The 24969-nt window shown below is 56.2% G+C and carries 20 protein-coding genes; all 20 read left to right on the top strand.

Going from position 1 to position 24969, the window contains the following annotated elements; genetic code table 11:
* Nucleotides 1-81 precede the first annotated feature (81 nt).
* The 20 genes from serC (at nt 82) to HU755_RS12825 (ending at nt 24923) form a co-directional block, all read left to right on the top strand.
* A complete protein-coding gene (gene serC, locus HU755_RS12920) occupies nt 82-1167 on the top strand; it encodes a 3-phosphoserine/phosphohydroxythreonine transaminase (protein WP_186633136.1) in 1086 nt (361 codons plus the stop codon).
* Nucleotides 1167-2261, top strand: coding sequence for a prephenate dehydratase (gene pheA / locus HU755_RS12915; protein ID WP_016770924.1), 1095 nt, complete (start codon nt 1167-1169; stop codon nt 2259-2261). Before serC ends, pheA begins: the two co-directional genes overlap by 1 nt.
* A gap of 11 nt (nt 2262-2272) precedes the next feature.
* Complete coding sequence (gene hisC / locus HU755_RS12910) at nt 2273-3385, top strand: histidinol-phosphate transaminase (RefSeq protein WP_186633133.1); 1113 nt, start codon at nt 2273-2275, stop codon at nt 3383-3385.
* Between the two features lie 28 nt (nt 3386-3413).
* Entirely contained in the window at nt 3414-5621 is a 2208-nt protein-coding gene (locus tag HU755_RS12905; RefSeq protein ID WP_238349992.1) for a bifunctional prephenate dehydrogenase/3-phosphoshikimate 1-carboxyvinyltransferase, read from the top strand.
* Entirely contained in the window at nt 5618-6307 is a 690-nt protein-coding gene (gene cmk, locus HU755_RS12900; protein ID WP_064391442.1) for a (d)CMP kinase, read from the top strand. The genes HU755_RS12905 and cmk overlap by 4 nt, the downstream gene beginning before the upstream one ends.
* A gap of 119 nt (nt 6308-6426) precedes the next feature.
* Nucleotides 6427-8112: a 30S ribosomal protein S1 gene (rpsA, locus tag HU755_RS12895; protein WP_016770920.1), complete on the top strand. Its 1686-nt coding sequence runs from the start codon at nt 6427-6429 to the stop codon at nt 8110-8112.
* Nucleotides 8113-8303: 191 nt separating this feature from the next.
* Entirely contained in the window at nt 8304-8582 is a 279-nt protein-coding gene (locus HU755_RS12890; protein WP_186547042.1) for a hypothetical protein, read from the top strand.
* Nucleotides 8583-8736: 154 nt separating this feature from the next.
* Entirely contained in the window at nt 8737-9033 is a 297-nt protein-coding gene (ihfB, locus tag HU755_RS12885) for an integration host factor subunit beta (protein WP_007950920.1), read from the top strand.
* A gap of 30 nt (nt 9034-9063) precedes the next feature.
* The gene (locus tag HU755_RS12880) at nt 9064-9303 is read left to right on the top strand and encodes a lipopolysaccharide assembly protein LapA domain-containing protein (RefSeq protein ID WP_186547043.1); all 240 of its coding nucleotides are present in this window, start codon (nt 9064-9066) and stop codon (nt 9301-9303) included.
* Between the two features lie 223 nt (nt 9304-9526).
* A complete protein-coding gene (rfbB, locus tag HU755_RS12875) occupies nt 9527-10603 on the top strand; it encodes a dTDP-glucose 4,6-dehydratase (protein WP_186633128.1) in 1077 nt (358 codons plus the stop codon).
* A complete protein-coding gene (gene rfbD / locus HU755_RS12870) occupies nt 10600-11493 on the top strand; it encodes a dTDP-4-dehydrorhamnose reductase (RefSeq protein ID WP_186633125.1) in 894 nt (297 codons plus the stop codon). Before rfbB ends, rfbD begins: the two co-directional genes overlap by 4 nt.
* Nucleotides 11490-12380 (top strand): glucose-1-phosphate thymidylyltransferase RfbA, encoded by an 891-nt coding sequence (rfbA, locus tag HU755_RS12865; RefSeq protein ID WP_186633122.1) that lies wholly within the window; start codon nt 11490-11492, stop codon nt 12378-12380. Before rfbD ends, rfbA begins: the two co-directional genes overlap by 4 nt.
* 58 nt (nt 12381-12438) lie before the next feature.
* Entirely contained in the window at nt 12439-13362 is a 924-nt protein-coding gene (locus tag HU755_RS12860) for a glycosyltransferase (RefSeq protein WP_186633119.1), read from the top strand.
* Nucleotides 13359-14321, top strand: a complete 963-nt coding sequence (locus HU755_RS12855) for an SDR family oxidoreductase (protein WP_186633117.1) — start codon at nt 13359-13361, stop codon at nt 14319-14321. The genes HU755_RS12860 and HU755_RS12855 overlap by 4 nt, the downstream gene beginning before the upstream one ends.
* A gap of 353 nt (nt 14322-14674) precedes the next feature.
* Nucleotides 14675-15658 carry a glycosyltransferase family 2 protein gene (locus HU755_RS12850; RefSeq protein WP_346655434.1) on the top strand — a complete coding sequence of 328 codons (984 nt, stop codon included), beginning with the start codon at nt 14675-14677 and terminating at the stop codon, nt 15656-15658.
* A gap of 117 nt (nt 15659-15775) precedes the next feature.
* Nucleotides 15776-16594, top strand: a complete 819-nt coding sequence (locus HU755_RS12845) for an ABC transporter permease (protein ID WP_186633110.1) — start codon at nt 15776-15778, stop codon at nt 16592-16594.
* A complete protein-coding gene (locus HU755_RS12840; RefSeq protein WP_186633107.1) occupies nt 16584-17951 on the top strand; it encodes an ABC transporter ATP-binding protein in 1368 nt (455 codons plus the stop codon). The genes HU755_RS12845 and HU755_RS12840 overlap by 11 nt, the downstream gene beginning before the upstream one ends.
* Nucleotides 17952-17955: 4 nt before the next feature.
* Nucleotides 17956-22893: a glycoside hydrolase family 99-like domain-containing protein gene (locus HU755_RS12835; RefSeq protein ID WP_186633103.1), complete on the top strand. Its 4938-nt coding sequence runs from the start codon at nt 17956-17958 to the stop codon at nt 22891-22893.
* Nucleotides 22894-22956: 63 nt separating this feature from the next.
* Nucleotides 22957-23550: an adenylyl-sulfate kinase gene (cysC, locus tag HU755_RS12830; protein WP_186633100.1), complete on the top strand. Its 594-nt coding sequence runs from the start codon at nt 22957-22959 to the stop codon at nt 23548-23550.
* A complete protein-coding gene (locus HU755_RS12825; protein WP_186633097.1) occupies nt 23547-24923 on the top strand; it encodes an FAD/NAD(P)-binding protein in 1377 nt (458 codons plus the stop codon). The genes cysC and HU755_RS12825 overlap by 4 nt, the downstream gene beginning before the upstream one ends.
* Nucleotides 24924-24969 lie beyond the last annotated feature (46 nt).

Here is a 24969-nt window from a genome sequence, read left to right as displayed (position 1 = left end):
CTGGAAAGCGTTTCATCGCCGTTCCAGTGTCGACGGTCGATACGATTTAATGCGTGATATCAAATCAGAGCGAGATTGGATGTGAGCAAGCGAGCCTATAACTTCTGCGCCGGTCCTGCGGCGTTGCCTGAAGCTGTCCTGCAGCGCGCCCAGGGTGAACTCCTTGATTGGCACGGCAAGGGTCTGTCGGTCATGGAAATGAGCCATCGCAGCGATGAGTTCGTGTCCATCGCGACCCAGGCCGAGCAGGATCTGCGTGACCTGCTGAATATCCCGTCGAACTACAAAGTGCTGTTTCTGCAGGGTGGCGCCAGCCAACAGTTTGCGCAGATTCCCCTGAACCTGTTGCCGGAGGGCGGCTCGGCCGACTATATCGACACGGGTATCTGGTCGCAGAAAGCCATTGAAGAAGCCTCGCGCTACGGCCACGTCAATGTCGCCGCGACCGCCAAGCCTTACGACTATTTCGCCATTCCGGGCCAGAACGAGTGGAACCTGTCGAAAGACGCCGCTTACGTTCACTACGCGCCAAACGAAACCATCGGCGGTCTGGAATTCCAGTGGATTCCGCAAACCGGTGACGTTCCGCTGGTGGCCGACATGTCTTCGGACATCCTCTCGCGTCCGGTCGATATCTCGCGTTTCGGCATGATCTACGCCGGCGCGCAGAAGAACATCGGCCCGAGCGGCATCGTCGTCAACATCATCCGCGAAGACCTGCTTGGCAACGCCCGCGCGCTGTGCCCGACCATGCTCGACTACAAGGTCGCGGCGGATAACGGCTCGATGTACAACACTCCGCCAACACTGGCCTGGTACCTGTCCGGTCTGGTGTTCCAGTGGCTGAAAGAGCAGGGCGGCGTCGAAGCGATCGCCAGGCTCAACGACGTCAAGCAGCGCACGCTGTACGACTTCATCGACGCCAGCGGCCTCTACAGCAACCCGATCAACAAGTCGGATCGCTCGTGGATGAACGTACCGTTCCGTCTGGCTGATGATCGTCTGGACAAGCCGTTCCTCGCCGGTGCCGACGCGCGCGGCTTGCTCAACCTCAAGGGCCACCGCTCCGTGGGCGGCATGCGCGCGTCTATCTATAACGCCGTCGACATCAACGCCGTCAACGCGCTGGTGGCGTACATGGCTGAATTCGAGAAGGAACACGGCTGATGTCCGAGCAAGAACTCAAGGCACTGCGCGTTCGCATCGACGCTCTGGACACTAAAGTCCTGGAGCTGATCAGTGAGCGTGCGCGTTGCGCCCAGGAAGTCGCGCGAGTAAAGATGGCCTCGCTGGCCGAAGGCGAAGTGCCGGTGTTCTATCGTCCCGAGCGCGAAGCTCAGGTGCTCAAGCGGGTGATGGAGCGCAATCAGGGGCCGCTGGGCAACGAAGAGATGGCGCGCTTGTTCCGCGAAATCATGTCCTCGTGCCTGGCGCTGGAGCAGCCACTGAAAGTGGCCTATCTCGGCCCTGAGGGCACTTTCACCCAAGCGGCGGCGATGAAGCATTTCGGTCATGCCGTGATCAGCAAGCCGATGGCGGCGATCGACGAAGTGTTCCGCGAAGTGGCGGCCGGTGCGGTGAATTTTGGCGTGGTGCCGGTGGAAAACTCCACCGAAGGCGCGGTCAACCACACCCTCGACAGCTTCCTCGAGCACGACATGGTGATCTGTGGCGAAGTCGAACTGCGTATCCACCATCACCTGCTGGTTGGGGAAAATACCAAGACCGACAGCATCAGCCGCATCTATTCCCACGCGCAGTCGCTGGCCCAGTGCCGCAAGTGGCTGGACGCGCATTATCCGAATGTCGAGCGCGTCGCGGTGTCGAGCAACGCTGAAGCGGCCAAGCGGGTGAAAGGCGAGTGGAACTCGGCGGCGATCGCCGGCGACATGGCGGCGGGCCTGTATGGCCTGACCCGTCTGGCCGAGAAAATCGAGGATCGCCCGGATAACTCGACGCGTTTCCTGATGATCGGTAATCAGGAAGTGCCGCCGACCGGCGACGACAAGACTTCGATCATCGTCTCGATGAGCAACAAGCCTGGCGCGCTCCACGAGCTGCTGGTGCCGTTCCACGACAATGGCATCGACCTGACCCGCATCGAGACCCGGCCGTCGCGCAGCGGCAAATGGACCTATGTGTTCTTCATCGACTTTGTCGGTCATCACCGTGATCCGTTGATCAAAGGTGTGCTGGAAAAGATCAGTCAGGAAGCAGTAGCACTCAAAGTGCTGGGTTCCTACCCGAAAGCAGTTCTCTAAGGGGCTAGCAAATGAGTGGCAACTTCCTCGCTCTGGCACAGCCGGGCGTGCAACAACTGTCGCCGTACGTTCCGGGCAAGCCTGTGGACGAACTGGCGCGTGAGCTGGACCTGGATCCGGCGAAAATCGTCAAACTGGCGAGCAACGAAAACCCGCTGGGCGCCAGCCCGAAAGCGCTGGCGGCGATCCGTGAAGAACTGGCCGAGCTGACGCGTTATCCGGACGGCAACGGTTTCGCCCTGAAATCGCTGCTGGCCGAGCAGTGCCGGGTCGAGCTGAATCAGGTCACGCTCGGCAATGGCTCCAACGACATTCTTGAGCTGGTCGCCCGCGCCTACCTGGCGCCGGGCCTGAACGCGGTGTTCAGCGAGCACGCCTTCGCGGTGTATCCGATTGCGACTCAAGCGGTCGGCGCACAAGCCAAAGTGGTTCCAGCCAAAAACTGGGGGCATGACCTGCCGGCGATGCTGGCGGCCATCGATGCCAATACCCGTGTGGTGTTTATCGCCAATCCCAACAACCCGACCGGCACCTGGTTCGGCGCCGAAGCCCTGGACGAATTCCTCCAGGACGTTCCCGAGCATGTGCTGGTGGTGCTGGACGAGGCCTACATCGAGTACGCCGAAGGCAGTGATCTGCCTGACGGTCTGGATTTCCTCGCCGCTTACCCGAACCTGCTGGTGTCGCGAACGTTCTCCAAGGCTTATGGCCTGGCCGCGCTGCGTGTCGGTTATGGCTTGTCGACGCCAGTGGTCGCTGATGTACTGAACCGCGTTCGCCAGCCGTTCAACGTCAACAGTCTGGCCCTTGCGGCGGCTTGCGCGGCGTTGAAAGACGAGGAATATCTGGCGCAGAGCCGTCACCTCAACGAGTCTGGCATGCAGCAGTTGCAGGCCGGTTTCCGTGAGCTGGGTCTTGGCTGGATCGAGTCCAAGGGCAACTTCATTTGCGTCGATCTCGGCCAGGTCGCGGCGCCGGTTTTTCAGGGCTTGTTGCGCGAAGGCGTGATCGTGCGCCCGGTCGCTAACTACGGCATGCCGAACCACCTGCGCGTGACCATTGGACTGCCGGCGGAAAACAGCCGTTTCCTCGAGGCACTGCGCAAGGTTCTGGCTCGTGGTTGATGTCACTGCACTGCAACCTGCTGCACCTATGATCGGTCGCCTGGTGGTGGTCGGTCTGGGCTTGATCGGTGGTTCGTTTGCCAAAGGCTTGCGCGAAAGTGGCGTGTGCCGCGAAGTGGTCGGGGTCGATCTCGACCCGCAATCGCGCAAGCTTGCGGTTGAATTGGGTGTGGTTGATCGTTGCGAAGATGACTTGGCGCTGGCCTGTGTCGGCGCGGATGTGATTCAGTTGGCGGTGCCGATTCTGGCCATGGAAAAACTGCTCGCGCGTTTGGCTGTGATGGATCTGGGGCAAGCGATCCTTACGGATGTCGGCAGTGCCAAAGGCAACGTGGTGCGCGCCGCGACCGAAGCGTTCGGCGGCCTGCCGGCTCGCTTCGTGCCAGGGCATCCAATCGCCGGTTCCGAGCAGAGCGGGGTAGAGGCCTCGAACGCCGAGCTGTTCCGTCGGCATAAAGTGATCCTTACGCCGCTTGAGCAGACCGATCCCGTCGCGCTGGCAGTGGTTGATCGGCTCTGGCGAGAATTGGGCGCCGACGTCGAGCACATGCAAGTCGAACGTCACGACGAAGTGCTGGCCGCGACCAGTCATCTGCCGCACCTGCTGGCCTTTGGTCTGGTCGATTCATTGGCCAAGCGCAATGAAAATCTGGAGATCTTCCGTTACGCTGCCGGTGGTTTTCGCGATTTCACAAGAATCGCCGGAAGCGACCCGGTGATGTGGCACGACATCTTCCTCGCCAACCGCGAGGCTGTTTTGCGCACACTCGATACATTTCGCAGCGACCTCGACGCCTTGCGCGACGCGGTCGATGCAGGGGATGGGCACCAATTGTTGGGCGTTTTCACGCGCGCCCGGGTTGCCCGCGAGCATTTCAGTAAAATCCTGGCCCGCAGGGCCTATGTGGACGCTATGAATTCCAACGATCTGATCTTCCTGGCTCAACCTGGTGGCCGCCTGTCCGGTCGGATTCGCGTACCGGGTGACAAATCGATTTCCCACCGTTCGATCATGCTCGGCTCGCTGGCCGAAGGCGTCACCGAAGTCGAAGGCTTCCTTGAGGGCGAAGACGCCTTGGCGACCTTGCAGGCGTTTCGCGACATGGGCGTGGTCATCGAAGGCCCGCACCATGGCCGCGTGACCATCCACGGTGTCGGCCTGCACGGTCTGAAACCAGCGCCGGGCCCGATCTATCTGGGCAACTCCGGCACCTCGATGCGTCTGCTGTCCGGCCTGCTGGCGGCGCAGAACTTTGACAGCACCCTGACCGGCGACGCTTCGCTGTCCAAGCGTCCGATGAATCGCGTGGCCAATCCATTGCGCGAGATGGGCGCGGTGATCGAAACCGCCGCTGAAGGTCGTCCGCCGATGACTATCCGCGGCGGGAACAAGCTCAAGGGCCTGACCTACACCATGCCGATGGCCAGCGCCCAGGTGAAATCCTGCCTGCTGCTTGCCGGTCTCTACGCTGAAGGCAAGACCACCGTCACCGAACCTGCGCCGACCCGTGACCACACCGAGCGCATGCTGCGTGGCTTCGGCTACCCGGTCAGCGTCGACGGTGCCACGGCTTCGGTCGAATCCGGCGGCAAACTCACCGCGACTCATATCGAAGTGCCGGGCGACATCTCGTCGTCGGCGTTCTTTCTGGTCGCGGCTTCGATTGCCGAGGGTTCCGAGCTGGTGCTCGAGCACGTCGGCATCAATCCGACCCGTACCGGCGTGATCGACATCCTGCGTCTGATGGGTGCCGATATCACTCTGGAAAACCAGCGCGAAGTCGGTGGCGAGCCAGTGGCTGACTTGCGCGTGCGGGCAGCTAAACTCAAAGGTATCGAAATTCCCGAAGAACTGGTTCCGCTGGCGATCGACGAATTCCCGGTCCTGTTCGTCGCGGCTGCATGTGCTGAAGGCCGCACCGTGCTGACCGGTGCCGAAGAACTGCGGGTCAAGGAATCGGATCGCATTCAGGTCATGGCGGACGGTTTGCTGGCGCTGGGCGTCAAGTGCGAGCCGACCCCGGACGGCATCATCATCGACGGCGGCCAGATCGGCGGCGGTGAAGTGCATGGTCATGGCGACCACCGTATCGCGATGGCCTTCAGTGTTGCCTCGTTGCGCGCGACTGCACCGATCCGCATTCACGATTGCGCCAACGTCGCAACCTCGTTCCCCAACTTCCTCGCGCTGTGCGGGCAGGTCGGTATTCGTGTGGCACAAGAGGCTCAGTCGTGAAAAACATTGCACCGGTCATCACCATCGACGGGCCAAGCGGCTCTGGCAAAGGCACGGTTGCCGGGATTCTGGCCAAACGTCTGGGCTGGAATCTGCTGGATTCCGGTGCGCTTTATCGCCTGCTGGCGTTCGCGGCGCACAACCATGGTGTCGACCTGACCAATGAAGAACTGCTGAAGAAGCTTGCCGCTCATCTGGATGTTCAGTTCATTGCGGCGACCGAAGGTCAGTTGCAGCGGATCATTCTGGAAGGCGACGAAGTCAGCGATGTCATCCGCACCGAGAGCGTTGGTTCCGGCGCTTCGCAAGTGGCTGCGCTGCCTGCCGTGCGCGAGGCACTGCTGCAGCGCCAGCGTGCATTCCAGGAAGCGCCGGGCCTGGTCGCCGACGGGCGCGACATGGGTACGGTGGTTTTTCCGGATGCACCGCTGAAGATTTTCCTCACCGCCAGTGCCGAGGAGCGGGCGCGCCGTCGATATTTGCAGTTGAAGGGCAAAGTCGAGGGTGTTAGTCTGTCGAGTCTGCTAGATGAGATCCGTGCACGCGATGAGCGTGACACCCAGCGCGCAGTAGCCCCGCTCAAGCCGGCGGCCGACGCGATACAGCTGGATTCCACGGAGCTTTCCATCGATCAGGTGCTTGAACGCATCATGAGCGAGATCGCCATTCGCGATATCGCCGGGTGACCAAGAGGGTCGCAGGGGACCAGTCATAGTCCTGCGGTGCTTCTTTTAAATGAAACTAACCCACACCGTCTGGGGTGTGGAGATGGGCGTTTACTTCGCCCTCATCTACAGGAATTAAAATGAGCGAAAGCTTTGCGGAACTCTTTGAAGAAAGCCTGAAAACCCTGAACCTTCAGGCAGGCTCCATCATCACCGGTGTTATCGTTGATATCGATTACCAGGCTCGCTGGGTAACCGTTCACGCTGGTCTGAAGTCTGAAGCACTCATCCCGCTTGAGCAGTTCTACAACGATGCTGGCGAACTGAACATCAACGTTGGTGATGAAGTTCACGTTGCTCTGGATTCGGTTGAAGACGGCTTTGGCGAAACCAAGCTGTCCCGTGAAAAAGCCAAGCGCGCTGAATGCTGGATCGTTCTGGAAGCAGCCTTCGCAGCCGAGGAAGTGGTCAAGGGCGTTATCAACGGTAAGGTTAAAGGCGGCTTCACTGTCGACGTTAACGGCATCCGTGCGTTCCTGCCAGGTTCCCTGGTTGACGTCCGTCCAGTGCGCGACACCACGCACCTGGAAGGCAAAGAGCTGGAATTCAAGGTCATCAAGCTGGACCAGAAGCGCAACAACGTTGTCGTTTCCCGTCGCAGCGTCCTCGAAGCCGAGAACTCCGCCGAGCGTGAAGCTCTGCTGGAATCCCTGCAGGAAGGCCAGCAAGTCAAAGGTATCGTCAAGAACCTCACCGATTACGGCGCATTCGTCGATCTGGGTGGCGTGGACGGCCTGCTGCACATCACCGACATGGCCTGGAAGCGCATCAAGCATCCTTCCGAGATCGTTAACGTTGGTGACGAAATCGACGTCAAGGTTCTGAAATACGATCGCGAACGCAACCGTGTTTCCCTGGGCCTGAAGCAGCTGGGCGAAGATCCATGGGTCGCTATCAAAGCCCGCTACCCAGAAGGCACTCGCGTAACCGCTCGTGTTACCAACCTGACCGACTACGGCTGCTTCGCTGAGCTGGAAGAAGGCGTTGAAGGTCTGGTACACGTTTCGGAAATGGACTGGACCAACAAGAACATCCACCCTTCGAAAGTCGTACAAGTCGGCGACGAAGTGGAAGTCATGGTTCTGGACATCGACGAAGAGCGTCGTCGTATCTCCCTGGGCATCAAGCAGTGCAAGTCGAACCCATGGGAAGACTTCTCTGGCCAGTTCAACAAGGGCGACAAGATCTCCGGCACCATCAAGTCGATCACCGATTTCGGTATCTTCATTGGTCTGGACGGCGGCATCGACGGTCTGGTTCACCTGTCCGACATCTCCTGGAACGAAGTGGGCGAAGAAGCCGTACGTCGTTTCAAGAAGGGCGACGAGCTGGACACTGTCATCCTGTCGGTTGACCCAGAGCGCGAGCGCATCTCCCTGGGCATCAAGCAACTGGAAAGCGATCCGTTCTCCGAGTACGTCTCGGTCAACGACAAGGGCGCTATCGTGACCGGTACCGTGAAAGAAGTTGACGCCAAAGGCGCCATCATCGTTCTGGCCGACGACATCGAAGCTACCCTGAAAGCCTCCGAAATCAGCCGTGACCGCGTTGAAGACGCGCGCAACGTTCTGAAAGAAGGCCAGGAAGTTGAAGCCAAGATCATCAGCGTTGATCGCAAGAGCCGCGTAATCCAGCTCTCGATCAAGTCGAAAGACGATGCTGAAGAGAAAGAAGCCATCCAGAGCCTGAAAGCAGCTCCGGAAGGCGAAGCAGCCGACACCACCATGGCGGCACTGCTGCGTCAAGCAATGGCCAAACAGAACTGAGTTCTGTTTGATCATGAAAAAGGGCGACTTCGGTCGCCCTTTTTTGTGTCTGAGATTTGGCAATACGGCTTGGCCGTGAAACCAATCGCTTCGCTTGCGGGTCTGTTTCTTTAATCGGATCAATCGCCTATTCGCGACTAAGCTTCGTCTAAGCGTGTAAGCGTCGGGCTTGACCTGGCATAAGGAAGTGGATGAACAAGTTGATTGTCGTTGCAGCGATATTGGCATTGGCGGGTTGCACGACCAGTGCAAAGACCCATGCCGTGCGTGGTGTAAGCGGTATCGAGGTCGACTGCTCCGGGCTGGGTTCTGGCTGGGAGAAGTGCCACAAGCGCGCTGCGAAGGAGTGCAAGGGGGCGGGCTACAAGGTCGTCACGCGGTCAGACGATGCCAAGGATGAAGATGAATATCCGTTTGGGTTCAACCCGGCAGGTTACCTGACCAGGACCATGTTGGTGATCTGTCGTTAAGTGCGTGACTGCCGCCCGGCATCGATTCGATGCCCTGAAAATGGGCGTTTTGACGCTGGCGAAGATATGTCAATCCCTGGGCTGTTCAAAATCTTCCGGGCATGCTAAAACCTTTCAAGCGCTGATCTAGCTGCTTGAAAAAGAAGGGAAAAATATGACGAAGTCGGAGTTGATCGAACGAATTGTCACCCATCAAGGGCTACTCTCATCCAAGGATGTGGAGCTGGCCATCAAGACCATGCTTGAACAAATGTCTCAGTGCCTCGCCACCGGTGATCGCATCGAGATCCGTGGATTTGGCAGCTTCTCCCTGCACTACCGCGCGCCACGTGTCGGCCGCAATCCCAAGACCGGCCAGTCGGTCAGTCTGGACGGTAAATTCGTTCCGCATTTCAAGCCGGGCAAGGAATTGCGTGATCGTGTGAATGAGGAAGAGGAGGAGGGCGCTTGATCTTCGCTACTCAAATTCAAGGGGGCGTGAATGCGTAACCTGAAGCGCATATTGCTTGGCGTATTTCTTCTATTAATGGTTCTGGTCGTCCTGGCGTTCGTGCTGGAGAACCAGCAATCGGTCGCGCTTTTGTTTCTGGGTTTTTCCGGGCCGCAGTTGCCAGTGTCACTGGTCGTGGTGTTGGCATTGCTTATCGGCATGTTGATCGGGCCGCTGCTGGGCTGGTTTCTGGGACGCTCGTCCAGAGCGGCGCGCAAGCGACTGGTCTGATAACGACAGGTGCAGGGCATCTGTCGAAATTGCGCCTCAGCCTGTCTTTATCCATTAGTAAAACCATCATTAAGCTGTAAAATGCGTCCCTTGTTCGATCGTGCCTTTACGCATGTCGATTCAGACTGACTCTGACGGATGCCAACGGCGAGTGGCTTCTGCATTCATGGATTAGACCGCGCTCACTGGCAGCGCTGTCCGCAGCTCAAGGGTATCGTTTCGCGTGAAAATTCTAGTTACCGGCGGCGCCGGCTTCATTGGCTCGGCAGTCATCCGTCACATCATCTCCAACACTTCCGATGCGGTCGTTAACGTCGATAAGCTGACGTACGCCGGCAATCTGGAGTCCCTGGCAGATGTCAGCCAGAATTCGCGTTATGCATTCGAGCGCGTCGATATCTGCGACCGTGGACAGATCGATCGTGTCCTGCGTGAACATCAACCAGATGCAATCATGCACCTGGCCGCAGAATCCCACGTCGATCGCTCGATCTCCGGCCCGTCCGAGTTCATCCAGACCAATATTATTGGCACTTACACGCTGCTCGAAGCCGCGCGCCATTACTGGACTGCGCTGGACGTCACCCGCAAAGCCGACTTCCGCTTCCACCACATTTCGACTGACGAAGTCTACGGAGACCTCGAAGGTCCGGAAGACCTCTTCACCGAAACCACGCCGTACCAGCCAAGCTCGCCATACTCGGCCAGCAAGGCAAGCTCCGATCACCTTGTTCGCGCCTGGGCCCGCACGTACGGCCTGCCAACACTGGTGACCAACTGCTCGAACAACTACGGCCCATGCCACTTCCCAGAGAAGCTGATCCCGCTGATCATTCTCAATGCGCTGGAAGGCAAACCGCTGCCTGTATATGGCAAGGGTAATCAGGTTCGTGACTGGCTGTATGTCGAAGATCACGCCCGTGCGTTGTACAAAGTCGTCACCGAAGGCGTCATCGGTGAGACTTACAACATCGGCGGTCATAACGAAAAACAAAACATTGAAGTAGTGCATACCCTGTGTGCGTTGCTCGATGAGTTGCGTCCGGATTCTGCCCACCGCCCTCATGCCAGCCTGATTACTTATGTTCAGGATCGTCCTGGTCATGACGTGCGTTATGCAATTGATGCGAGCAAGATCCAGCGTGAGCTGGGCTGGACACCTGAAGAGACGTTTGAAACCGGCATACGCAAGACGGTCGAGTGGTATCTGAATAACACTGAATGGGTAGAGCACGTGAAGAGCGGCAGCTACCAGCAGTGGATCGACCAGAACTATGCGGATCGCTCGAACAAAGCATGAGAATTCTTCTGCTGGGTAAGAACGGCCAAGTGGGCTGGGAGCTGCAACGCTCCCTGGCGCCGCTTGGTGAGCTGGTGGCGCTTGATCGTCATCTTGTTGATGGCCTTAGCGGTGATCTGTCCAATCTTGAGGCTTTGCGCGCAACGATTCGTCAGGTAAAGCCCAACGTTATCGTCAATGCTGCTGCCTATACGGCGGTCGACAAAGCTGAGTCGGAAACCGAGTTGGCGGATCGCGTAAACGGCCTTGCGAGTGGCGTTATGGCAGAAGAGGCCGCAGCGCTGGGCGCATGGCTGATTCACTATTCAACGGATTACGTCTTCAGTGGCCAAGGCGTAGCGCCGTGGCAGGAGACAGATGCTGTCGCGCCGGTGAACCATTACGGCGCCAGCAAGCTCGCCGGTGAACAGGCAATTGTCGCATCGGGTTGCAAGCATCTGATCTTTCGCACGAGCTGGGTTTATGGTGCTCGCGGTAACAACTTCGCAAAGACGATGCTGCGGCTGGCGAAAGACCGCGAAACGTTGAGCGTCATTGCGGACCAGATCGGCGCGCCAACCGGGGCTGATCTGATTGCCGACGTCACGGCGCTGGCTATTCAGCAAGTTATCAAGCGTCCAGAGTTGGCTGGCCTCTATCACTTGGCCGCTGCGGGCGAGGTGTCCTGGCATGGCTATGCCAGCCATGTCATTGACTTCGCCAAAGCCCACGGCGAGGAGTTGGTAGTGACGGCGGTCAATCCGATCGAAACAACGGACTATCCGACACCTGCACGACGCCCTCTGAACTCGCGCTTGAGTACTCGGAAACTGCGAGACAATTTTTCTCTACACTTGCCGGATTGGCAAAGTGGTGTAACCCGAATGCTTAGGGAAGTTCTGAACAAATGACCACGACAAATCGTAAAGGCATCATCCTCGCAGGTGGTTCGGGCACGCGCCTGCACCCGTTGACTCTGGGCGTGTCGAAACAGATGTTGCCGATCTACGACAAGCCGATGATCTTTTATCCGTTATCGGTACTTATGCTTGCGGGGATGCGCGAGATTCTTATCATTTCCACCCCTGAGGATTTACCGTGCTTTCGCAAGTTACTAGGCGATGGCAGCCTGTACGGTATCAAACTCACCTACGCTGAACAGCCTAGCCCTGATGGCCTGGCGCAAGCGTTCATCATCGGTGAAGAGTTTATCGGCAAAGATCCGTGCTGTCTGATCTTGGGAGATAACATTTTCTATGGTCAACACTTTTCGGAAAACTTGCGGTCTGCCAGCACTCAAGAGCATGGCGCAACCGTCTTTGGTTACCATGTATCTGACCCAGAGCGTTTTGGTGTCGTAGAGTTTGATGCAACGGGTAGAGCGCTGAGTATTGAGGAGAAGCCGCTGAAGCCAAAGTCCAGCTACGCGGTGACTGGCCTGTACTTCTACGACAACCAGGTCGTCGAGATTGCCAAGAACATCAAACCATCTCCGCGTGGCGAGCTGGAAATCACTGATGTTAACCGTGCGTACCTGGAGCAGAAGACCCTCAACGTCGAAATGCTCGGCCGCGGCTTCGCTTGGCTGGATACGGGAACTCACGATTCACTGCTTGAAGCGAGCCACTTCGTCCATACCATCGAACAGCGCCAAGGATTGAAGGTGGCCTGTCTGGAAGAAATCGCATATCACAGTGGCTGGATTACGGCTGAGCAATTGGCTATGCAGGCAGAAGCCCTGAAGAAAACCGGCTACGGGCAATACCTGCAAAAGCTGTTGGATTCGCCTTCTCACTGATTCGATTGTTCCGACCGTATCGAGTGAGAAGGTTCAACCTAGTCCGAGCAGGAAAGCCATGCCAGTAAAACGTCCGAAGGTTGCGGTTTTGCTGGCCGCCTTTAATGGTATTCAGTGGATCGAAGAGCAATTGAATTCGATTCTTGAGCAGTCTGGGGTCGAGGTAGTCGTACATATCAGTGTTGATCCCTCCAGCGATGGAACCGAAGCCTGGTGTCTGGCCTATGCGTCCCGGCACCCCTGTGTTTCGGTACTTCCGTGCGACGGTATTTTTGGAGGAGCGTCCCGCAATTTTTTCAGATTGATCCGCGATGTTGCTCTCGATGAATTCGATTACGTTGCGTTTGCAGATCAGGATGACGTCTGGTATCCGGAGAAGCTTGAGCGGGCCATTCTCGAAATCGGAAACCGAGATGTGGACGCCTATTCCAGTAACGTCATAGCGTTCTGGCCGGACGGTCGCAGACATTTGCTGGACAAGGCACAGCCTCAGGTAGCCTGGGACTTCCTGTTCGAGGCCGCCGGACCTGGTTGTACGTACGTATTCACTCATGAGCTGTCCACCCAACTCAAGGCCTCTATACTTGCCAATTGGGGTGAAGTGCAGCGTGTCAGTCTTCATGACTGGTATTGCTATGCGTTTGCTCGCAGTCGCGGGTTCAAGTGGTTTATCGATCCGCGGCCTTCCATGAATTATCGTCAGCACGAACGGAACCAGGTGGGGGCCAATACCGGTATCGGTTCCCTGATCTCTCGATACAAGACGATTCTTGACGGGTGGTGGTTTGCACAAGTCAGGTGCATCGCCCGTTTGAATCGACTTGAACATGACGCGTTCGTCGGGCAATGGTTGACTTTGCGGCGCTGGCAACTGGTGAAGCTTTCATTCAGCGCCAGGCAATGCCGGCGCAGGGCGCGCGACAAACTGTTCTTCTTTTGTATTTGCTGGGCTGCTGCGTTGATTGGAAGCCGAGCCAGATGAGCCATCCTCATGTATTGGTTACGGGGGCGACCGGTCTGGTAGGGGAGGCCGTCGTGTTCCGATTGCTGCGTGACCGAAAAAAAACTCCTGTTGCCGCGGTGCGCAGTGAGTCCAGATTGAAGGGGTTGTGTCGCGTTGAGCTTTTTGATCTGGATGATGCGTGTGCGCAGCCGTCGCTCAGCGGCATCCAGGTCGTAGTGCATTGTGCGGCGCGCGTGCACGTCATGCAGGACTGCGCCGCGGACGCATTGGCAGAATATCGTCGGGTCAATGTCGAGGGCACTATTCGTCTGGCCCGAAGTGCCGCGCAAGCGGGAGTCGGGAGATTTATCTATATCAGCTCAGTCAAGGTTAACGGGGAGGTGACAGCGCCGGGGTTTCCCTTCAAGGCGAGCGACGCACCAGCTCCTGTCGATCCGTACGGGATTTCCAAGCGAGAAGCAGAGGATGCGTTAAAGAAGATCAGCGCCGAAACCGGCATGCAGCTGGTAATCATTCGGCCTCCACTGGTCTATGGTCCGGGCGTCAAGGCAAACTTTCTGAGTATGATGCGCTGGCTGGCACGCGGCGTGCCGTTGCCTTTGGGGGGGATACACAATAAACGCAGCCTGGTTTCGATCGGCAATCTCGTAGACCTGATCAATGTCTGTATTGACCACCCACAGGCCGCAGGCAATATATTTCTGGTCAGTGATGGGGACGATTTATCCACGTCGCAATTGCTTGGGCGAATGGCGGCTGCGCTGAAGGTCAGGGCGTCCTTGCTGACGGTTCCCTCCTGGGTGGTGACTGCGTGCGCCTCGCTGCTTGGTCGTCGGGAAATTGCCTGTCGATTGTGCGGTTCGTTGCAGGTTGATATCAGTGATACCTGCGCCATTCTGGGATGGCAGCCTGTGATTGGTATGGATAAGGCGTTAGAGCAAACAGCAGAGCATTATCTTGCACAATCGCGCCTTTGAAACTCTCCAGCAGCGCGCTGAAGGGGGAGGCCTTGGTCTGGTTGTTGGCAGACTGCCACCCTTTTTCGTCAGAGGGGTGCTTGATACCCTACATCGCCGCGGCGGCTACGTTCGGAGGGAGAGAAATGATCCGGATTGCCTCTGTCATCGGTCGCCGCTTCAGTTGCGTGCGAATCGATAATGTCTCTGGGCTATCAAATGGCAATGCTCCCTCACTATAATTACGCCTTTTTTGCAGCGGGAAGTTCTCCGGGGGGCCGATCAGGTAATGGTTGGCATTCCCGTCGAGCGTGTGCTTGTGTTGAACGAATTGACGCAGGTGAAATTTTATCATTTCAGCGATGGAGTGCTCGGTGGTAGCCCCCCTTTCTCAGGTATTCAGTCCCAGCGATCCTGTGCAAGCAGGCGTCGCGTGTGCGGGGCGTGTTGCAATTCTGCTGTGCACTTTTAATGGCGAGCGATTTCTGGCTCAGCAACTTGAGTCCATCGCAACTCAAACCTATCCGCACTGGGTGGTAGTGGTGTCGGATGACGGCTCTATCGACTCTACTCTGGAAATAGTGCGCGAATATGCTGAGCGCTGGGGCGATGGCAAGCTGTTGGTGCGGCAGGGCCCAGGCCGTGGCTACGCCGCGAACTTCCTCGACGTCACCTGCGACGGATCTGTTAAATCCGAGTTCTATGCCTGGGCCGACCAAGACGATATCTGGCAGGAAAACAAGCTGGAGTCAGCGCTGCAGCGGCTAACTGAAGTCTCGCAGCTCACACCTGCCCTTTATTGCGGCAGGACACAGTTAATCGACGAGCATGGTGCCCGTATCGGTTTTTCACCCTTGCTCCAGCGCCCCGTTGGGTTTGCCAACGCACTGGTGCAAAGCGTTGGCGGCGGGAACACAATGGTCTTCAACGATGCTGCCCGTCAGTTGTTCCAGCGAGCAGGGGCCGATCTGGATATTGTCTCCCATGACTGGTGGGCTTATTTGCTTGTTTCGGGGGTTGGGGGGCAGGTGTTTTACGACGTTTGCCCGACAATCCTCTATCGTCAGCACGACACCAATCTCATAGGTTCTACTGCGGGAGTGAGCAAGCAGTTGAAGCGCGTACGCATGCTGTTTCGCGGCCGTTTTCGCGGGTGGAATGAGAGGAATATTGCGGCACTGGACTCGATTCAGTGCCTGTTGAATGAAGAAAATCGGACAAGTCTGGACTTATTCAAGCGAGCGCGGAGTTCGCGTGGGTTGGCCCGGCTCAACTGGTTGCGACGATCAGGAGTTTACCGGCAGTCCTCATGGGGCAATCTTGGGTTGGTTTTGGCAGCGATGTTCAATGGAATCTGACGCGAAGTCGAACCTGGCTCTTTTCAGGAATAGAAATGTGGTAATTCAAGTGATAATCGGGCGAGAAAATTCACTGGGGAAGTCAAACTTCTTCGGATTTTTTGAGGTTTTTGCACAATGCTGAATTTTTCTACATCGCCAAAGGAGATGCTGAACAGCATCTGGCGCAATAGAGGCCTCATCCGCGCATTGGTGCAGCGGGAAATTGTCGGGCGCTATCGCGGTTCGATCATGGGAATGCTGTGGTCGCTGTTCAATCCTATTGTCATGCTGGTGATTTACACGTTTGTCTTCAGTGTCGTATTCAAGGCCCGATGGAGTGTCGATAGCAGTTCGAAAACCGAGTTTGCGCTTATGCTGTTTGCCGGCCTGATCGTGTTCAACCTTTTTTCAGAGTGCATAAACAGAGCGCCCGGCTTGATCATCGGCAACGTCAATTATGTAAAGAAGGTCGTATTTCCACTGGAAATACTCCCTTGGGTAACATTGGGTGCCGCTTTGTTTCACTTTTTAGTCAGTCTCAGCGTCTGGCTGGTCGCCTATTCAATATTTTTCGGGAAACTGCAATATACCGTGCTGTTGTTACCGGTGTTTCTCGCGCCTTTGATGATTTTTGTTGTTGGCCTGGTCTGGTTTCTCGCCTCGATGGGTGTCTACCTCCGAGACGTTGGACAGATTATCGGTGTCTGTACGTCAGTGCTGATGTTCCTGTCTCCCATTTTTTATCCGATCACCGCGTTGCCTGAACAGTACCAGCACTTGCTTTTCCTGAATCCTCTGACTCCGGCGATCGAGGACGCTCGTGCTCTTCTTTTCCGTGGAGAATTGCCGAGCTTCGTTAATTTAGGTTTCTACTATATCGCTGCAGCCCTTGTCTTCTGGCTAGGATTTGCGTGGTTCCAAAAAACGCGTAAAGGGTTCGCCGATGTCCTCTGATACCGCAATTGTCGTTAACAATCTGAGCAAGTGTTTCCATATCTACGACAAACCGAGAGATCGGTTGCTGCAAATGTTCGCGCGTGGAAAGAGACAGTATTTTCGCGAGTTCTGGGCGTTGCAGGACGTTTCGTTCACCATCAACAAAGGTGAAACCGTCGGGATACTTGGGCGCAACGGCAGCGGTAAGTCCACGCTGCTGCAAATGATTTGCGGAACACTCAACCAGACACACGGCGACATCATGACTCACGGTCGAGTTGCCGCCTTGCTGGAACTGGGGTCCGGCTTCAACCCGGAATTCAGCGGCCGCGAAAATGTGTACATGAATGCTGCGGTCCTTGGGCTTACAAGAGAGGAAACCGACGCTCGTTTCGCGGAAATCGAAGCGTTCGCTGAGATTGGTGAGTTCATCGAACAGCCGGTCAAGACCTATTCCAGCGGCATGATGGTGCGTCTGGCGTTTGCGGTGGCGATCAACGTTGACCCGCAAATACTGATTGTCGACGAGGCATTATCTGTCGGTGACGAGTTATTTCAACGTAAGTGCTTTGCGCGTATCGAAGCGATCAAGGCCAGCGGCGCCACTATTCTGTTCGTCTCTCACTCCGGAAGCGCAGTCATCGAACTGTGCACCCGTGCCATTCTCCTGGATAAAGGCGAGAAGCTGGCGGAGGGTGTGCCGAAAGTCATCGTCGGACAGTACCAGAAGTTGTTGTACGCGCCGAGCGACAAAGTCATTTCCATTCGTGAGGCGATCAAGTCCGGCGGCCTTGAGCGCCTTGAACTGGAGCGAGAAGCAAAGCGCTCGGCCATTGCTGTCGAGGTATCGCAAGCGACGGACAACGGTCTGGAGGAGTATTTTGATCCTCATATCGTTTCCAAAAGCACGATGTCCTACGAGTCTCACGGTGTTTTGATCAGTGAGCCGCGGATCCTCAATGCATCCGGCAAGCAGGTCAATTGTCTCAAGCGCGGCGATACCTACCGTTACACCTACCGGGTTGCGTTTTCAACAGGTGCCGTGGCGGTGCGCTTTGGCATGATGATTAAAACGCTGGCGGGTATCGAAATCGGCGGGGCGGCCAGTTCTGCAACGACCCAGGACGCTATTACTTACGTGCCGACAGACACGGAAATCGAGGTTGAATTCGCATTTGAATGCAACTTGAACCCCGGAACCTACTTCCTTAATTGCGGCGTGGTAGGCGTGGTCGGAGAGGGTGAAACCTACCTCCACCGCTTGATTGATGCATGCCTGTTCCGTGTTCTTCCGGAGAACGCGATTACCGCGACCGGGACTGTAGATTTCAAGTGCATTTCAGCTTTTACCATTTCAAGTGTTGAGCATAATTAATCTTATGGAACATAAACAAATAGTCGTAGTTCTGGGCATGCACCGCAGCGGAACAAGTGCCATTACTCGTGGGTTACAAGTTCTTGGTGTCGATCTCGGCGGCAATCTTTTGTCAGCCGAGCAGGGCAATAATGAGAAAGGTTTTTTTGAAGACGCAGCTGTCACCGATTTCAATGTCGAGTTGCTCAAAGCGTTGGGGCATGACTGGCATACGCTGACACCTATCTTGCCGGAAGAGTTGGAGTCGAGCGTCGCTCAGGAGCAAAAGGTTCGCGCGATCGAGTTACTGCGTAGCAAGCTTGCGGGCATTGAGTGTTTCGGCGTCAAGGATCCCCGCATGGCGAGGCTTCTGCCCTTCTGGCAATCGGTTTTCGCAGCACTTGAGTTGAAAGTCAGCTACGTCGTCGCTTTCCGCAATCCAAAAAGTGTCGCCCATTCGCTGGTTAAGCGAAATGGATTTGAACTTGAAAAGGGTTACTTTCTCTGGCTGGAGCACATGCTGTTCAGCCTGAAGCATAGCAAGGGCACTTCACGTGTTTTTGTAAATTACGACCTGATGCTGCAAGAGCCCGAGAAGCAGTTGCAGCGCATGTCGGCTTCGCTTGGGCTGCCGTTTGATCCGCAAGGACCTGAGTTCGTCGAATACCAGCACAAGTTTCTTGAGCGTGGATTGCAGCACAATATCTTCACTCCCCAAGAACTCAGCAAGGACCCGGCGGTACCGGTCGACGTGTTGAAACTGAGCAACCTGCTTCTTGAGCTTTCCCAGGACACACGTGCTGATGATAAGACGCTCGATGCGGTACTCGATGAACTTCACCGCAACATGCTGGAGCGATTGCCAGCCTATCGACTGATGCGTCACTTCGAGGATCAAAGCGCCGAGATGAGCCTGCGCCTCGCCGAACAAGCGGCTCTATCCGAGCAGCATGTACAGACAATCAAGGCCGGGGTCGTCGATCTGGAGTCCCGGCACAGCGCTCTTGAGAGCGCACACGGCGATTTGGCTTCGCGCCATGATGAACTTTTTGCCCAGTACAGGCATCTCCAAACGCTTCACAGCACGCTTGCATCTGAATACGTGAATCTGGAGTCGCGTGAGCGCGCACTTGAAAACCAGGTGGAAGCGGTAAAGGGCGTTTTGGCTGATTCCGAGCGATCGATTCAAAGCCTGCAGTCTGATCTGCAACGCCATGCGTCAGGACGTTTTCTTCTGAAATCGCTCGTGCTGCATATGGCTGAGCGATTCGGATTGCGATATCGCGGTGATAATCCCGCTGAAAGTGAATTGTTCGACGCTAATTATTACTTGACCACTTACGACGACGTTCGGGCGGCCGGCGTCGATCCGCTGTGGCACTATCTCGAACATGGCTGGCGTGAGGGGCGCGATCCTTCGGCCGGCTTTTCCAGCAATGCCTATCTTGAGCACTACGCAGATGTTCGGCTGCGTCGTATCAATCCGCTGATTCACTACTTGCGCCACGGTTATTATGAAGGCCGGCCGATTTTCGACACCAAAGGTCGAATCTATCACCTGTCACGTAAGTTGGGCCGTCATCGGACTGTTGTCCAGTTGCTGAATCTGGTCTCCCAACAGCCACAGTTGCTCGGGCGTTTTGTTCGCGAGGCGCGCCGCGGCGGGTTGCGTCATGCGATCGCAATCGCTGCGCGTGCCGTCAAACGCCATCAGAAACGCTTGGCCGTGAGCAAAGTGCCGGAGCCTCTGAACGAGATCGCACTGACCGAATATGAGGTACTAAAAGTCGTACCTTATTACCTGGACCCCTATTTGCAGGAAGTTTCCACGCCGGCCTCGGCCATGGTCGCCGTTCATCTGCATTTGCACGAAGGGGCCGTTTCCTCGACTTGGTCAGATTACCTCAAGCAAATTCCTGTCGAATTCGACCTGTTCATTTCTCTTGCCGGGACGGCAAAAATCGACGACAGGTTGTTGCGAGACGCCGTGCCGATGCTACGCAAGCTGGAGGTAGAAACGGTCCCGGCGGCGAGTGCTCATTTCGCCCCATTGATTATCCAGTTCGGCAGCCGGTTGGTGGGTTACGACTATGTTGCGCACTTCCATGATATGGCTGGTCAACATACCGGGACCGTTGATCGAATGGATCTGCTGTGCGGTTCGCCAGCCAGCGTTGGGCAGATTTTCGATCTGCTCGGCAACGACGCTAAAGTGGTGTTCCCGGTTGAACTACAGCCAGAGGAAGCTCTGAGCGTCGAAGCCGGCTGGAGCGATGCTCGCGGTGTTCTCTCCACGGCATTGGCAAAACATCTCGGGGTGGATGATGTCCCTTTCGCGAGCGCGGAATTCCCCCACGTCGGAATGTTCTGGGCTCGCTTGAGTGCCATCAGCGATTTTATTGGTCTGGATCTTCAGTACGAAGACTTTGCCGCGCCTGAGGCCGATTGCCTGACCCGCAGCCTGGAGCGCTTGCTGCTAATCTGCAGTGCCGCGCAAGAAGGCCGCAACTATCAGTTGCAATCCCCGCAGCTTTCGCGCGAGCCCCTGGCTTATTACGAGCCACAGTCCGATTATTCCGCTTCCATCGTGCACGACACGATCAAGGTGCTGGCGTATTACTTGCCACAGTTCCACCCAACGCCTGAAAACGATGAGTGGCACGGTGAAGGGTTTACCGAGTGGTACAAGGTTCGTTCAGCCAACCCGCTTTTTTATGGGCACTATCAACAGCACGTTCCTCATCAGGACATCGGTTACTACCATCTGGACGGCACGGCGCAGTTGATGCGACAGGCCGAGATGATGAAGAAGTCTGGCGTTCATGGCCTGATTTTCTATCACTACTGGTTTACCGGGCGCATGATTCTGGAAAAGCCCGCACAAATGCTGCTGGCCAATCCACAAATCGACATGCCGTTCTGCTTCTGCTGGGCGAATGAAAACTGGACTCGTCGCTGGGATGGTAACGAGCAGGAAGTTCTGCTTGGGCAGGTGTACTCGGAAGACGACGCGCGTGACTTCATCCGTTATCTCATTCCATTCTTCAAGGATGAGCGTTACATCAAGGTAGACGGTCGTCCGAAGCTGTCGGTTTACCGCCCGTCATCGATCGAGCATTGCGAACGGTACATTGCTATCTGGCGTGAGGAGTGCGAGAAGGCGGGCGTCAAAGCGCCTTATGTCGTCGCTACGCTGACCCGCGGTGCAACCGATCCGCAACACTATGGCATGGATGCTGCCATTGAGCGGGTTCTGCACGACTGGACTGGTGATGCGGTGGCTGACACCCGAAGTCAATTGCGCCCATATTGGCCGCTTGAAGGTAGCGTGCTCAATTACACAGAGGTCGCCGATCACTACATGGAGCAAGACCTGGGCAAGGACTTCACCTTGTTCCGTTCTCTGGTTCCGACCTGGGACAATACCGCGCGCTACGGTACCAGGGCCTATGTGTTGGATAATTTCACGACTTCCAAATTCCAGAGTTGGGTCGAGCGTCTCATCGACTACTCCGAGCAGTATCTGCCGGAAGATCGTCGTTTCGTCGTGATCAATGCCTGGAACGAGTGGGCCGAAGGCGCGCACCTTGAGCCGGATACCCGATTTGGTTATGGCTATCTCAACTCCATTGGGCGTGCGATGTCCGGCCAGCCCTTTACGGCAATCGACCATGTTGCCATCAGCGACCTGAAACTTGATATCGTCTTCAATGCCGAGGCCATGTTGCGATTGGAGGCTGAGCCTGCAACGCAAAACAAGTTCTTGAAGTGTCTTGCCAGTTCCGGAGTGTTCCAGCAGTGCTCGGTCACGATTCAAAGCGACCAGGTGTTCAAGGCCTTGCAGGGCCAAGGGGTGAAAGTGACCCCTCATGTTGCCGATGCTGCGGATTTTACTCTGGAGTTCAGTGATATTTGCCTGTTTCCCGCAGACAGCATCGAGTTGATGCTGAAAATGGCGATACGGCATAAGGGTTTTGCGGTATCCGCCAACCTGCGTAACGATCCTGACTTTGTACAGGGCGAAACCACTGTCAACTTCATGATCGAAGCCGATCAGGTTGCCAGCATGGTATTGCGCCCGAACGTTGAGGTATCGGGTTACAAGATCTGCTGCGACGCGACATGTTTGCGACTTATGCCCGAAGTTGCCGGTACGTCGGCGACGCTCGATTCGGTGACGACCATCATGCGCTACCATCGGCGGGGTGAAAGAGCCTCGTTGATCAATGCGCTTCTGTCCCTGATCGCCCAATCCGGTTGTCAGGTCAAACCGGTTCTGGCCATTCAGGACATGAACGACGACGAGATGGCTGTACTGGAAAAGGAACTGGCCAGGCTGCCTTGGGATAACGATTTCAAACCCGTCATTCGGCGTTACTTTTCGACCGAGCAAAAGCCGGATCTGCGCTCGCTGATGCTGAACGATGCGCTGAAGGCAGTCGGACACGGTTATGCAGCATTTCTCGATTACGATGACATGCTGTTTCCCACGGCTTATGCGGCGCTGTTGGAGCAAATCAAGTCGAGCGGCAAGAATGCGACGTTTGCGCGTGTGTATTCAACCATGGTGGATGCGACGACCGGCTGTACGATCAAGCGCGAGAAGATTTACGACTATGGTGAAACCTATCGAGATTTCGTGGAGCATAATCACGCGCCGTTGCACAGCTTTCTTCTGGATCTGGACAAGTGTGATCTTGAGGCAGTGACGTATTTCGATGACATGAAGTACATGGAAGACTATTACTTGACGATGCAACTGTTCACTCGGACCGGAACGGATTGGGCTTCGTTGCGCACCTGCGGCTTTATTGGCGACTACATTCATAGGGTTGGGTGCGACGCGCACACGCTCGCGCTCACTGATGAACAGCAGCGTACGGATTTGCTCGGTAGCGAGTCTTATCAAGTATGCGAAGCCCGTATCAAGGCCATGCGTGATCGTCTGCTGGCACACGCATAATCTGCAGTAGGTCCGCCAGTTTGCTGGTGGACCTCTGGACGACTTGTTCAATTAAGGTTTCGTATGAGTAAGGATCTGGTTTTTCACACGACTGCAATCAGTGCATCAATGAGAGCTCAGGTTAAGGGGCAACGGCCTGCCGTCATTTGGCTCACGGGGTTGAGCGGCGCGGGCAAGTCGACGATTGCCAACGCGCTGGAACAGGCTCTGGTCGGAAAAGGTCGGCACACCTTTCTGCTTGATGGCGACAATCTACGTATGGGGCTTTGCAAGGATCTCGGCTTCGCAGATGCCGACCGTGTCGAGAATATTCGACGAGTTGCAGAGGTATCCAAGCTGCTCGTCGATGCCGGCCTCATCGTCATCACCGCGTTCATATCGCCCTTCCATCGGGATAGAGCAATGGCGCGTGACGTGATCGGAACTGAAGAGTTCATCGAGGTGTTCGTGGACACTTCCCTGGCGGAGTGTGAGCGGCGCGACCCTAAAGGGCTGTACAGTAAAGCTCGAGCCGGGCAGATCAAAAATTTCACCGGGATCGACTCCGCTTACGAAAAGCCCGTCGCTCCAGATATCACTATCAACACCATTGATGAGCCTCTGGCGATCTCTATCGAGCGTGTTTTGGACTATCTGGACAAAAGGTCTGGTCAATGAAAACGGTAGTGATCATTGGTGCCGGTTTCAGTGGAGCGGTCACGGCGGCACAGTTTCTGCGCAACAGTGTCACCGGGGTTCGATTGGTGCTTATCAATCGTTCCGGGGCGATGGCGCGCGGTCTGGCATACGGCACAAACAGCTCTCTGCACTTGCTGAACGTGCCAGCAGGAAACATGAGTGCCTATGTTGATGAGCCAGAGCATTTTTTACGGTTTTGCCAATCCTACGATCCCGCACATACGGCATCTTCCTTTGTCCCGCGTAAGCTGTATGGCGAGTATCTGACGGCTGTACTGGATGCTGCTGAAAAGCAATGTGCGAGCGGCGTCACGCTGGAGCGGATCATTTGCGAAGTGAACTGCCTGCGGCCTGATGGAGAGGGGGCCCAGCTGGAGTTGGCTGATGGTCAGTGCCTGAAGGCAGACCAGGTAGTCTTGGCCTTTGGCAACTTCGCTCCTGCCGATCCCTGTGGCTTCGCTCGTATCGCGTCCGAGCAACAGTTCCAGGCCGACCCTTGGTCCAGTCGCCATTCTGACCCCATTGATGAGAATGCTCCGGTGCTGCTGGTGGGAACAGGACTTACGGCGCTTGATGTTTCGCTGGCGTTGATGCAGCAAGGGCACCGTGGGCCCATTTACATGGTGTCCAGACGTGGCTTGCGCCCGTTGCCCCATCGGCCTCAGCGTCCGTCACATGAGGTTTCGGCTCAATTGGTCGATGATCTGCTGCGCGGCCCTGCCAAAGTGCTCAAATATGTGCGTATCGTGCGTAATGCTGTCCGCGAGGCGCAGCCTCAAGGGTTGGATTGGCGCGACGTGCTGGCGGTTATCCGCACAGCTACGCCGCGGTTGTGGCAGCGCTTATCAGAAGTCGAGCGACGCCGCTTTCTGCGTCACGTTCAACCTTACTGGGATGTTCATCGGCATCGAGTGGCACCGGCGGCCTATCAGCGCTTCGAAAAGGCAGTGTTGGCAGGACAGGTTCAATTGCTGGCAGGGCGAGTCAAGAACATAAGTTTAGTAGGCGCCGAGATTACCGTTGATGTAACGCTGCGTGGTGGGGAGCGGATTCAACCACTCAAGGTTGCCCGGGTCATCAATTGCACCGGGCCAAATACCAATTTGGCTCGTGTTAATGACAAGCTGATTACTCAAATGAGGGAAGACGGTCTGATCCAGGCCGATCCACTCGGTCTGGGACTGGTTGTCGATGACCGGCTGGCCGTCGAAGATTGTCAGGGCAATGCGTTCACATGGCTCCATTATGTTGGGCCAATGCTCAAGGCAAACTATTGGGAAGCGACCGCTGTGCCTGAGCTGCGTCAACACGCGAAGCAGTTGGCGTCGAGCTTGATAGACTCGCTGCGTTAAGCTGCAAGTCGATAGAGAGCTGAAAAAAGGCTATTGTGAATAGCCC

This window comes from Pseudomonas sp. SWRI111 (assembly GCF_014268555.1).
In the GTDB taxonomy this organism is placed as follows: Bacteria; Pseudomonadota; Gammaproteobacteria; order Pseudomonadales; family Pseudomonadaceae; genus Aquipseudomonas; species Aquipseudomonas hamedanensis.
The sequence above is the reverse complement of the archived record's forward strand: the minus strand, read 5'-3'. Positions and strand labels throughout refer to the sequence as shown.

Coding starts and splice junctions, on each gene's coding strand:
- HU755_RS12880 (WP_186547043.1), top strand. CDS start 9,064: ATGCGTAACCTGAAGCGCATATTGCTTGGCGTATTTCTTCTATTAATG.
- HU755_RS12860 (WP_186633119.1), top strand. CDS start 12,439: ATGCCAGTAAAACGTCCGAAGGTTGCGGTTTTGCTGGCCGCCTTTAAT.
- HU755_RS12905 (WP_238349992.1), top strand. CDS start 3,414: ATGATCGGTCGCCTGGTGGTGGTCGGTCTGGGCTTGATCGGTGGTTCG.
- hisC (WP_186633133.1), top strand. CDS start 2,273: ATGAGTGGCAACTTCCTCGCTCTGGCACAGCCGGGCGTGCAACAACTG.
- HU755_RS12845 (WP_186633110.1), top strand. CDS start 15,776: ATGCTGAATTTTTCTACATCGCCAAAGGAGATGCTGAACAGCATCTGG.
- HU755_RS12840 (WP_186633107.1), top strand. CDS start 16,584: ATGTCCTCTGATACCGCAATTGTCGTTAACAATCTGAGCAAGTGTTTC.
- rpsA (WP_016770920.1), top strand. CDS start 6,427: ATGAGCGAAAGCTTTGCGGAACTCTTTGAAGAAAGCCTGAAAACCCTG.
- HU755_RS12890 (WP_186547042.1), top strand. CDS start 8,304: ATGAACAAGTTGATTGTCGTTGCAGCGATATTGGCATTGGCGGGTTGC.
- HU755_RS12835 (WP_186633103.1), top strand. CDS start 17,956: ATGGAACATAAACAAATAGTCGTAGTTCTGGGCATGCACCGCAGCGGA.
- cysC (WP_186633100.1), top strand. CDS start 22,957: ATGAGTAAGGATCTGGTTTTTCACACGACTGCAATCAGTGCATCAATG.
- rfbD (WP_186633125.1), top strand. CDS start 10,600: ATGAGAATTCTTCTGCTGGGTAAGAACGGCCAAGTGGGCTGGGAGCTG.
- pheA (WP_016770924.1), top strand. CDS start 1,167: ATGTCCGAGCAAGAACTCAAGGCACTGCGCGTTCGCATCGACGCTCTG.
- ihfB (WP_007950920.1), top strand. CDS start 8,737: ATGACGAAGTCGGAGTTGATCGAACGAATTGTCACCCATCAAGGGCTA.
- rfbA (WP_186633122.1), top strand. CDS start 11,490: ATGACCACGACAAATCGTAAAGGCATCATCCTCGCAGGTGGTTCGGGC.
- HU755_RS12855 (WP_186633117.1), top strand. CDS start 13,359: ATGAGCCATCCTCATGTATTGGTTACGGGGGCGACCGGTCTGGTAGGG.
- HU755_RS12825 (WP_186633097.1), top strand. CDS start 23,547: ATGAAAACGGTAGTGATCATTGGTGCCGGTTTCAGTGGAGCGGTCACG.